Genomic DNA, 8180 nt, shown 5'->3' on the forward strand with positions numbered 1-8180 from the left:
AAACCTACAATGTCAAAGATCCACCAGACAACAAACCCGGACAACCCGTCGTCCCCGGCTTTAACCTCGGAGAGCTTGGTGCCCGTCAGTGCTTGGCGACCGATGCAAAACCGTGTGGTCCGCTGCGGTGAACGGGCCTCTAAGGCCACCAAGTGAGTCGGTCAAACACTAATTTCAAAAAAAGTTCATTTTCAACGCAAAGGCCGGATTTGCGCGGGTTTGGCACGATCATGCCCGGAAACGCATGGCCCGGCCGTCTCCGGCCGGGCCTTTTCGCGTCAGAGCACGATCACGAAGTCCGGGTTGGAGACCGCGAAGACCGCCTCCCGCTCCGGCGCGGGCGGATAGATCCACACGCCGTTGATTTCCTGCTTCAGCTTCTTGCCTTCCGCCCGGGTCAGGTGGACCTGCCGGTCCCAGCCCTCCGTATAAAGGGCACCCCATGCGCCGAGGTCGAGACAGGTCACGTACTTGGGCTGGCTGTAGGGGTGGAGGTCCAGCCCCACCAGTTCCGCAGCGGCATTGTGGCCCGCCACCCGGCCGAGGCTCAGTGCGTGCTGGCAGGACATGACGGTGAAGTTGCCGATATCGTCGGTCGCCGCTTTCACGGTGTCGCCGGTGACGAAGATGCCCGACGCCTCGGGCGCGCGCAGATAGACGTCGCCGAGCACCCGGCCGGTGGCATCATGCTCTCCGGGCACCTGCCCTGCCAGCGGATGAGCACGCATCCCGGCCGACCACACGACGGTCGCTGCATCGATCCGCGATCCATCCGAAAGCGTGACCCCGCCTGCGTCCACCGCCGTCACCCGCACGCCGGGGCGCTGCTCGACACCCAGTTCGTCAAGGGCGCCCCGCACGACCACGGCCGCATCGGCGCCCATCTCGGCGGCGATCTGTTCGGCCGGGTCGACGATGACGACGCGGATCGGCGCATCCTTGCCCAGAATGGCGCGCAACCGTTCGGGCATCTCCGCCGCGCCTTCGAGGCCGGTGAAGCCGCCGCCCACCACGACCGCCGTACCGCGTGCCTCGTCGGTGCGGGCAGCCAGCAGCCCGAGGTGCTCGTCCAGCCGCTGCGCCGAGTCCAGCTGATCGACATCGAAGGCGTGATCCGCAATGCCCGGGATCGGCGGAGTCGACAGGCGGCTGCCGGTGGCCAGTACGAAGCGGTCCCAGGCGATCGTCTCTCGCCCGCCGTCGCCGCGCAGGATGGTGGCCTGCTGCGTGGTCGCGCCGATCGCCTCGACCAGACCGGCCACGTACCGCGCGCCGACCGCCGCGAGCAGGGCAGAAACGTCGGGGTTCATGTTCTCCAGCACGGCTTCATAAAGGCGCGGACGGATCACCATGGTCGGGCTCGGCGAGACGACGACGACTTCCACGTCGTCCTCCCGCCCTGCAAGCGCAATGGCGCGGGTTGCCGACAGGGCGGCCCAGACTCCGGCGAAACCGGTGCCGGCGATCAGGATGGTCTGCTTGCTCATCGATCTTCTCCTCTTGTGCGCCGGACGCGGCTCATCGTCCCGACAAGCGCGAGGTCTGCGAAGGCAGCGCGCAAGTCGGCGCTTTCCCGGTGCGTCCGGCAGGACGCCGAGAAAGGTGTTCAGGAATGCGGGTGAGAAAGGCTCAGATCATGAAGGACCGTCCCGCCGGGGACGGCCGATGCGTGCGGTGCGGGTGGTCTGGCGATCGCCCGCCCAGTCGCGGAAATCGTTGAAGAATGTCTCGGGCGCCTTGCGGCCGAAGCGGCTCGCCACGTCGCCCAGGGTCTGCGCGGCAAGAGCATCGCGCATCGCCTTCTCGGCCTGGAGCATGACAGCGTGGACGGCGCAAGTTCCGGCGGTTGCCCAGCCGGGCGCATCGCCGCCGAACAGGGCGCAGCGGCCGCGCACCTCCTGACAATCGAACAGCGGCTTGTCGCCTTCGATCGCGTCGATGATCTGGAGGAAGGTGATCTCGCCCGCCGGCCGCGCGAGGCGGTAGCCCCCGCGCACGCCTTCGCTGGCGGCGACGATGCCGGCTTTCTCCAGCTTGGGGAAGATCTTCGCCACGAAGCTGGGCGAGATGCCCTGGATCTCGGCGATCTCCCGGCTGCTGAGGGCGCGGCCGTCTTCCACCAGCCAGAGCAGACCGTGGATTCCATATTCGACGCTGGTGGTGATGTGGGCCATGAACGCGGAGTTACTCTGTCTGCGTTAAAGCGTCAAGCATATAACGACGATAAATCTGGTCTGCGTTTATCGTGCAATCATGCGAAAAGGGGCGAGCCTTTCGGCCCGCCCCTTCCGGCAGCGTTTGCGGCGGGGCTTTCGCGTTCAGGCGCGAGCCTTGCCGAAAGCGACGATCTGCAGCAGGCCGCCGGCGATCGCGATGTTCTTGAAGAAGTGGATGAACTGGTTCTGGTCGGCCAGGTTGTTGTGGAAGAACGCGGCGGTGGCGAGGCTGAACAGCGCGATGACGGTGGCGACCGCACGGACCTTGTAGCCCGAGATCAGCAGCGCGCCGCCGACCACTTCGACGAGGATGGCGCCAGCCAGCGCCACGGCGGGGAGCGGGAGGCCGACCGAGGCGATGTAGGCCATCGAACCGGCGGGGTCGGCGATCTTGGACAAGCCGCTGATGATGAAGATGGCGGCGATGAGAACGCGGCCGACGAGCGGCAGCCAGGCTTCGAGGGTGCTGGCGGTGTTGGCGGGAGCGACGGGGGCGGTGTCGATGGTGGTGATGGTCATGGCGGGAACTCCTGGGTGATCGGGGGCAATACGGTGACGACGGGCGTGTCGTCCTGACGCCCCCCAGATGCGCTCGATCAGGGTTCCGAAATAGTGGGATTAAACGCGATCATATGTTCGAATTATGCGAACATATGTTTTCGTGACCGCTCTTCAAATATGTCGTCATGCCCGCGCAGGCGGGGACCCTGCTCGTGTGCTCTCCCGTTGCGCAATGGGGTAGGTCCGCAGATGGGTTCCCGCCTTCGCGGGAATGACAACGAGAGGGTGAGATTGCGCGCGCCGCCCTAAGCGCTCGCCGGGGCCGCCGCGTACAAGGTGATCTGCGTGTGCAGCCCGTCCTCGGAAGACTGGCCCACCCAGACGTCGAACGCGCCCGGCTCCGCCAGCCGCCGGTTGCCGGCGCCGACGAATTCGAGGTCCGTGCGGGACAGGGTGAAGCGCACGGTGCGGCTCTCGCCCGGCTCCAGGGTGACGCGCTCCATCTTCTTGAACTCGCGGATCGGACGGGTGCGGGAGGCGACGCGGTCGCGGGTGTAGAGCTGCACGATCTCGCTGCCGCGCCGCTTGCCACTGTTGGTCAGGCGCGCGGTGATCGAGACGGTGCCGTCCCAGCGCAGGGCGGGGTCGGAAACCTGCAGCTTGTCCAGCGTGAAGCGGGTGTAGCTCAGGCCGTGACCGAAAGGGTAGCGCGCGCTGTTGTCGGTGGTGGCGTAGCGGGCCTTGTACTCGGTGCTGCCGTTGGGGACGGTCGGGCGGCCGGTGGATTTGCGATCGTAGAAGAACGGCTCCTGCCCCGACTCCCAGGGGAAGCTGACCGGCAGCTTGCCCGAGGGATCGACCTTGCCGAACACCACGTCGGCGATCGCATTGCCCGCTTCGGAACCGAGGAACCACGTCGCCAGCACGGCGTTGGCGTTCGCCACCCCGTCATGGATCGCCAGCGCACGGCCGTGACGAAGCAGCACGACGGTCGGCTTCTTCACCGCCGCCACCGCATCGGCGAGCGCCTGCTGCGCGGGCGGGATCTCGATCACGGTGCGCGACTGCGCCTCGCCCGACATGTCCTGCGATTCCCCGAGGGCGAGGATCACCACGTCGGCCGCCTTCGCCGCCTTGACCGCCTCCTCGATCCCGCCGTCGGTGGGGCCGTGAATGGCGCAGCCGGCCACGACGGTCAGCTGGTCCGGATCGACCATCGCGCCGCGCAGCCCGCTGGCCACGTCCACGCCCTTGTCGGCATCGCCGTAGAAAGCCCAAGGGCCGTAGAGGTTCGCCTTGTCATCGCCGAACGGACCGATCAGCGCGATCTTCTGCTTCTTTCCCTTGTCGAGCGGCAGCACCCCGTCGTTCTGCAGCAGCACGATGGAGCGCGCGCCCGCCTCGCGCGCGAGTTCGCGGTGAACGGGCGCGCCGATGCGCGATTTCTCCGCCGCCTCGTCCAGCGAGCGCCAGGGGTTGTCGAACAGGCCCATCGCCATCTTGACGTAGAGGATGCGCCGCACCGCCACGTCCACCGTGCCCATCGGCACCGCACCACTCTTCACGAGGTCAGGCAGATAGCGGATGTAGAGGCCGCTCTGCATCGACATATCGACCCCCGCCAGCACTGCCAGCCGCGCGGCGTCGCGGTCATCCTCGGCATAGCCGTGGGCGACCAGTTCCTCGTCGGCGGTGTAGTCCGAGAAGACGAAGCCGGTGAAACCCATCTCGCCGCGCAGGATATCGGTGAGCAGGGTGCGGTCGGCGGTCGCGGGCACGCCGTTGATCTCGCTGAACGCCGCCATCGTGGTGAGCGCGCCCGCAGCGAAGGCGGAGCCGAAGGGCGGCAGGTGCGTCTCGCGCAGGGTCTCGTCGCTGATGTCGACACTGCCGTATTCCAGCCCGCCCGCCACCGCGCCATAGGCAGCGAAGTGCTTGGGGCAGGCGAGCAACGAGTCGTCGCGCCGCAAGTCGCGCCCCTGGAATCCGCGCACCCGCGCGGCGGAGAGCAGCGCGGTCAGCGTCACGTCTTCTCCGGAGCCCTCGACCACGCGGCCCCAGCGCTGGTCACGCGCGACATCGGCCATCGGCGCGAAAGTCAGGTGCAGGCCCGCCGCCGTCGCCTCCAGCGCCATGGCGCGCGCGGTGCGCTGCGCCAGCACCGGATCGAAGCTGGACGCCTCGGCCAGCGGCACCGGGAAGATCGTCTTGAGCCCGTGGATCACGTCCCCCGCCAGCAGCAGCGGGATACCTAGGCGACTGTCGTTGACCGCGATCTCCTGCGCCTTGCGCGCGCCCGCCACGCCGATACCGTTGAACAGGCAGCCGACGCGGCCCTTGCGGATTTCCTCCGAGAGCTTCTTCACGTCCTGGATGCCGGCCGCCGGGTTGGGCGGGTTGAAGGGGCGGAAGGCGTCGGCAAGGCAGGTCATCTGCCCGGCCTTCTCCTCGATCGTCATCTTCTTGATGAGATCGTCTACCCGCGTCACCTCTTCGGCGGCGAGAGCCCTGAACGAGAAGCCCGATGCGATGGCGCTGGCGATGATACCGGAAAGAACGGTGCGGCGGTCTGGGTTCATGAACTCTTGGCTGTTGGTGCGTCGGCTTGCCCCCGTCAAACCGCGGTAGGGCATTTTGTTGCATTGCGGCAAGGCCCGGGCGCGCGCCATGGCTTCGGATCACCCTGCCCCCGCGCCACCTCGTCGTACGGCGACACCGGGTTGACGCATCGCGCCGCACGATGCACAAGATATGCGAATAATTCGCAATAGCATATCTTGAGGCACGCGCATGTACGACTTCCTCGACCGGCCGGTCACCGAACTCGACAACGACGGCCGGTTCCTGCTCTGGGCCATGCGCGGATGGGCGCATTCGGCATCCAAGGGCAATTGCCCGGCGCAGTCGTTGGCGCGCGCCTTTGCCGGATACAACGCCGCCGCCGTCCTGCCGGACTTTCACATGGCGATGGCGCTCGTCAGCCGCCGGGCATCCGAAAGGATCATGGTCGCGCCGATGGCCTGCCACCGCATCTGCGAACATGAGGCGTTGCTCCTTGCACTTTGGCGCGATGTCGGTATAGGCCGCCGCGAAAACGTGCGCGCGACTCTCGCGCATGTCGTGCCATGCGACACGGTCGCCGCGGTCGCCCAGGCCATGAGCCGCGCAAGCGCCGCGATGACCATCGCCGGCTTCGGCATTGCACTGATAAACCCGCCCGCGTGACCCATTCGATGAACCAAGGACTGACGTTGATGAACGATAGCAAGGCAGAAGCCGCCACCCTGGACAATTCGGCGGCTCCTGCGACCGTTCTGGAACCCACTGGTGCGCTGACCGTGGAAACGGTGCTTTCGGTCCATCACTGGAACGAGCACCTCTTCAGCTTCAAGATCACGCGCCCGGCCTCGTTCCGCTTCCGCTCGGGTGAGTTCATCATGATCGGCCTGCAGGGCGACAACGGCAAGCCGCTGCTGCGCGCCTATTCGATCGCCAGCCCCTCGTGGGCCGAGGAGATCGAGTTCCTCTCGATCAAGGTCGAGGACGGCCCGCTGACCTCGAAGCTGCAGCTGATCCAGCCGGGCGACCAGATCTACCTCGGCCGCAAGCCGGTGGGCACGCTCGTCACCGACGCGCTGACGCCGGGCAAGCGCCTGTTCCTGTTCGGCTCGGGCACCGGCCTCGCGCCGTTCCTCTCGCTGATCCGCGATCCGGACGTCTACGAGATGTTCGAGCAGGTCGTGATCGTCCACTCGGTCCGCCGCGTCGCCGACCTCGCCTTCCGCCAGGAGCTGGAGAGCCAGCTGGCCGGCGACCCGCTGGTCGAGGACCAGGCGCTGGTACAGCTGACCTACGTGCCGACCGTCACGCGGGAAGAATTCCACACCACCGGCCGCATCAACGTGCTGATCGAGAACGGCCGCCTGTTCGAGGGTCTGAAGGGCGAGGCCCGCATGGACCCGGCGACCGACCGCGTGATGCTGTGCGGCTCGATGGCGATGAACAAGGACATCGCCGCGATGCTGGAAGGTCTGGGCTTCGTCGAAGGATCGAACAACAAGCCCGCCGACTTCGTGATCGAGCGCGCGTTCGTCGGCTAAGCGACGACTGCTGTGATGCGAGAGCGGCCTGCCCGAAAGGGCGGGCCGTTTTTGTTTGGGTGCGCGCTGATGGTGCCGATACAGTCCGTCATCCCAGCGAAGGCTGGGACCGCTCTCGTCACGTCGCGGCGTCTCGGCGAGGCTGGGATGAAGATGGTGTTTGAATGACGACTTCGAGTGGGAAGTGGACTCAATCTAATCCGTTCGGCAGCTTGGCTCCACACCAAGGGCAATACGAAATCCCGATGATCGAACTTCCACCGTCATGGATAATTAGCCCGTAACTATCTGCTTGATAGGAATAGTGGATCAAGGAGTCCGGGCAATCAAAACGGTCTTCATGATCGTCGCAATTATTCTCGATATTAGATCGCATCATTTCGCAACAGTGTTTAGCCATACTTATGGATTTCCTATTTCGCGAATCCTCGCAGAGGATGGTTATTTGGCATTCCTTCTTCGTTCGCGAGCCATCCAAGCGCCGATACTAACCACTCTTTGCGAAATTTTGACAACATCGAGAAGTCGTACGACGCGGCCTCATGTCCGTAATGGGGCGGCACCGGAATGCCCCTATTCTGGCTTTCGGGTGGTAAACCGCCTGCGAGCTGGCCCACCCCGTCCGGCTAAGCCCTTCGGGCCAAGCCTCCCGGCCCTCCCGCGAGCGGGAGGGCGAAAGCGGTTTACCCCGCCCGCTTGCGGGAGGGGCAGCGAGACTTGCTGAGCCGAAGGCGAAGTTAGTCGCAGCGGGGTGGGCAAAGCGCAACGGGCGGGCCCTCACGCCTTGACTTCCCCCCGCCATTGCGCTGAAATCCCACCAACGGGCACGCGCGGACGCCCGTTCAGACGGCAACGTCCAAGTCCGCTCCATCAGCCGTACCTGCGGCCTGCGGAGCACTTGCATGACGACCGACACCGCCTCCATCACTATCGCGCCGCCCCCCCTTTCGCTGCCTGCGCTGTTCCTCAAGTTCCTGCGGTTCGGCGCGCTGGCCTTCGGCGGGCCGGTGGCGCAGATCGCCATGCTGCGTCAGGCGCTGGTCGAGGACGAGCGCTGGATCGACAAGGGCCGCTTCAATCGCCTGCTCGCGGTCCTGCAGGTGCTGCCGGGGCCGGAGGCGCATGAACTGTGCGTCCATCTCGGCATGATCGCGCGCGGGCGGATCGGCGGATTGCTGGCCGGGCTGGGTTTCATGCTGCCGGGGCTGGTGCTGATGCTGGTCGCGGGATGGGCCTACGTCACCTGGGTCGCCGGAAACCTGACTTTGGCGGGCGCGCTTCTCGGCGTGCAGGTCGCGGTGCTCGCGATCATCCTGCGCGCGGTGGTCCGCATCGGACACCATATCGTCGAGAACGCGCTGCT

Annotated in this window: 8 protein-coding genes; 3 read left to right on the forward strand and 5 right to left on the reverse strand. The window is 66.1% G+C overall.

What is annotated here, in order from left to right; genetic code table 11:
* Nucleotides 1–278: 278 nt before the first annotated feature.
* The 4 genes from LH128_RS11805 to LH128_RS11820 all read right to left on the reverse strand — a co-directional run bounded on the left by LH128_RS11805 (nucleotide 279) and on the right by LH128_RS11820 (nucleotide 5296).
* Nucleotides 279–1487, reverse strand: a complete 1209-nt coding sequence (locus LH128_RS11805; RefSeq protein ID WP_008829860.1) for an NAD(P)/FAD-dependent oxidoreductase — start codon at nucleotides 1485–1487, stop codon at nucleotides 279–281.
* Between the two features lie 147 nt (nucleotides 1488–1634).
* Nucleotides 1635–2174, reverse strand: a complete 540-nt coding sequence (locus LH128_RS11810) for an RrF2 family transcriptional regulator (protein WP_008829861.1) — start codon at nucleotides 2172–2174, stop codon at nucleotides 1635–1637.
* A 144-nt stretch (nucleotides 2175–2318) separates the two neighbouring features.
* On the reverse strand, nucleotides 2319–2735 hold the full coding sequence (locus tag LH128_RS11815; RefSeq protein WP_008829862.1) for a DoxX family protein: 417 nt from the start codon (nucleotides 2733–2735) through the stop codon (nucleotides 2319–2321).
* Between the two features lie 287 nt (nucleotides 2736–3022).
* Nucleotides 3023–5296, reverse strand: a complete 2274-nt coding sequence (locus LH128_RS11820; RefSeq protein ID WP_008829863.1) for a glycoside hydrolase family 3 N-terminal domain-containing protein — start codon at nucleotides 5294–5296, stop codon at nucleotides 3023–3025.
* Between the two features lie 211 nt (nucleotides 5297–5507).
* Here LH128_RS11820 and LH128_RS11825 point away from each other — a divergent pair, with 211 nt between their 5' ends.
* Both LH128_RS11825 and LH128_RS11830 read left to right on the forward strand, forming a co-directional pair.
* Nucleotides 5508–5942: a hypothetical protein gene (locus tag LH128_RS11825; protein ID WP_008829864.1), complete on the forward strand. Its 435-nt coding sequence runs from the start codon at nucleotides 5508–5510 to the stop codon at nucleotides 5940–5942.
* Between the two features lie 29 nt (nucleotides 5943–5971).
* On the forward strand, nucleotides 5972–6817 hold the full coding sequence (locus tag LH128_RS11830) for a ferredoxin--NADP reductase (protein ID WP_008829865.1): 846 nt from the start codon (nucleotides 5972–5974) through the stop codon (nucleotides 6815–6817).
* A gap of 190 nt (nucleotides 6818–7007) precedes the next feature.
* Here the strand turns inward: LH128_RS11830 and LH128_RS35015 are convergent, their stop codons facing one another.
* Nucleotides 7008–7217: a DUF6980 family protein gene (locus tag LH128_RS35015; RefSeq protein WP_081799083.1), complete on the reverse strand. Its 210-nt coding sequence runs from the start codon at nucleotides 7215–7217 to the stop codon at nucleotides 7008–7010.
* Nucleotides 7218–7719: 502 nt separating this feature from the next.
* Between LH128_RS35015 and LH128_RS11835 the strand changes: the two genes are divergently transcribed.
* The coding region (locus LH128_RS11835) for a chromate transporter (protein WP_008828558.1) at nucleotides 7720–8180 on the forward strand (461 nt) is incomplete at its 3' end.

The organism is Sphingomonas sp. LH128 (genome assembly GCF_000293195.2).
In the GTDB taxonomy this organism is placed as follows: Bacteria; Pseudomonadota; Alphaproteobacteria; order Sphingomonadales; family Sphingomonadaceae; genus Novosphingobium; species Novosphingobium resinovorum_A.